Here is a 1,859-nt window from a genome sequence, read left to right as displayed (position 1 = left end):
CCGTCGCTCCATCGGCGCCGGCACCGGGCCCAGCAGCTCGATGCCCTGCAGGCCATGCTCGGCCAGCAACTGTTCGGCCGCGCTGCAGGCTTCATCGAGGAACCCTTCGGCCTGCCCCGGCTTGTGCGCCTCGGCGCGCAGCAGCGCCAGGTGCGCGAACGGCGGCAGCCCGGCGGCGCGGCGCTCGCTCAAGGCCTGCTCGGCGAACGCGAAATAGCCCTGCTCGGTCAGTTGCACCAATAAAGGATGGTCGGCCAGGTGGGTCTGGATGATCACCTTGCCCGGCTCTTCGGCACGCCCGGCACGCCCGGCCACCTGCACGATCAACTGGGCCATGCGCTCGCTGGCGCGAAAGTCACCGGAGAACAGCCCGCCATCGGCATCCAGGATCGACACCAAGGTCACCCGTGGGAAGTGGTGCCCCTTGGCCAGCATCTGGGTGCCGACCAGGATGCACGGCTCGCCGCGCTGGATGGTGGCGAACAGCTGGTTCATGGCGTCCTTGCGCGAGGTGCTGTCACGGTCGACGCGCAGCACCGGCACATCCGGGAACAGAATGCTCAGGCGCTCCTCGGCGCGTTCGGTGCCCGCGCCCACCGGGCGCAGGTCGACGTGGTTGCACTGCGGGCACTGGCGCGGCACGCGTTCGTCATAGCCGCAATGGTGGCAACGCAGTTCGCCCGAGCGCTGGTGCACGGTCATGCGTGCGTCGCAGCGCGGGCATTCCGACAGCCAGCCGCAATCGTGGCACAGCAGCGTCGGGGCAAAGCCGCGGCGGTTGAGGAACACCAGCACCTGCTGGCCGGCGGCCAGGGTCTGGCCGATGGCCTGCTGCATCGGCCCGCTGATGCCGCTGTCCAGTGGTCGGCTCTTCACGTCCAGGCGCAGGAACCGCGGCGGCTTGGCGCCACCGGCGCGGTGGGTCAGGCGTAGCAGGCCGTAGCGCCCGGAATAGGCGTTGTGCAGGCTTTCCAGAGAGGGCGTGGCCGAGCCCAGCAAGATCGGGATGTTTTCCTGGCGCGCACGCACCAGTGCCAGGTCGCGGGCGTGGTAGCGCAAGCCTTCCTGCTGCTTGTAGGAGCCATCGTGCTCCTCGTCGATGATGATCAGCCCCGGGTGTTTCATCGGGGTGAACAGCGCCGAGCGCGTGCCGATAATAATGTCGGCCTCACCATCGCGGGCGGCCAGCCAGGCTTCCAGGCGCTCGCGGTCGTTGACGGCCGAATGCAGCAGGGCAATGCGCGCATTGAAACGCTGCTCGAAGCGCGCCAGGGTCTGCGGGCCCAGGTTGATTTCGGGGATCAGGATCAGCGCCTGCTTGCCGGCCTCCAGGGTTTCGCGGATCAGTTGCAGGTAGACCTCGGTCTTGCCGCTGCCGGTGACACCGGCCAGCAGGAACGCGTGGAAACTGTCGAAGCCGGCGCGCACCGCGTGGAAGGCCGCCTTCTGTTCGTCGTTGAGTGGTAGTTCGGGCTGCGCCAGCCAGTGCTCATGGCGCGCCTGCGGGGCATGCCGGCGCACCTCTACCTGCACCAGTTCCTTGGCCAGCAGCAGGTCGAGGCTGTCCTTGCTTAGCATCAGTTTGCTCAGCAGGCCGTGGGCCACCCCATGCGGGTGCTGCGCCAGGGTGGCCAGGGCTTCGCGCTGACGCGGTGCACGGGCGATGCGTGGATCGTCCAGGCGCGCGCCGGGGGCCATCTGCCAGAAGCGCTCCTGGCGCGCCTCGGCCGGCTCGCCCTGGCGCAGCAGCACCGGCAGCGCCCAGCTCAGGTGTCGCCCAGGCTGTGCTGGTAGTACTGGGCGGTCCACAGGCACAGCTTGAACAGCGCCGGTGGCACCGGCGACACGGGTCAAGCAGG

Annotated in this window: 1 pseudogene; it reads right to left on the bottom strand. The window is 68.9% G+C overall.

What is annotated here, in order from left to right:
- Positions 1-1,826: pseudogene (locus tag G3436_RS22460) on the bottom strand (primosomal protein N'); the annotation flags it as partial.
- Positions 1,827-1,859 lie beyond the last annotated feature (33 nt).

The sequence above is a fragment of the Pseudomonas brassicae genome, assembly GCF_010671725.1.
Taxonomy (GTDB): Bacteria; Pseudomonadota; Gammaproteobacteria; order Pseudomonadales; family Pseudomonadaceae; genus Aquipseudomonas; species Aquipseudomonas brassicae.
Note: the sequence above shows the minus strand (reverse complement) of the source record. Positions and strands in the feature narration are given on the sequence as shown.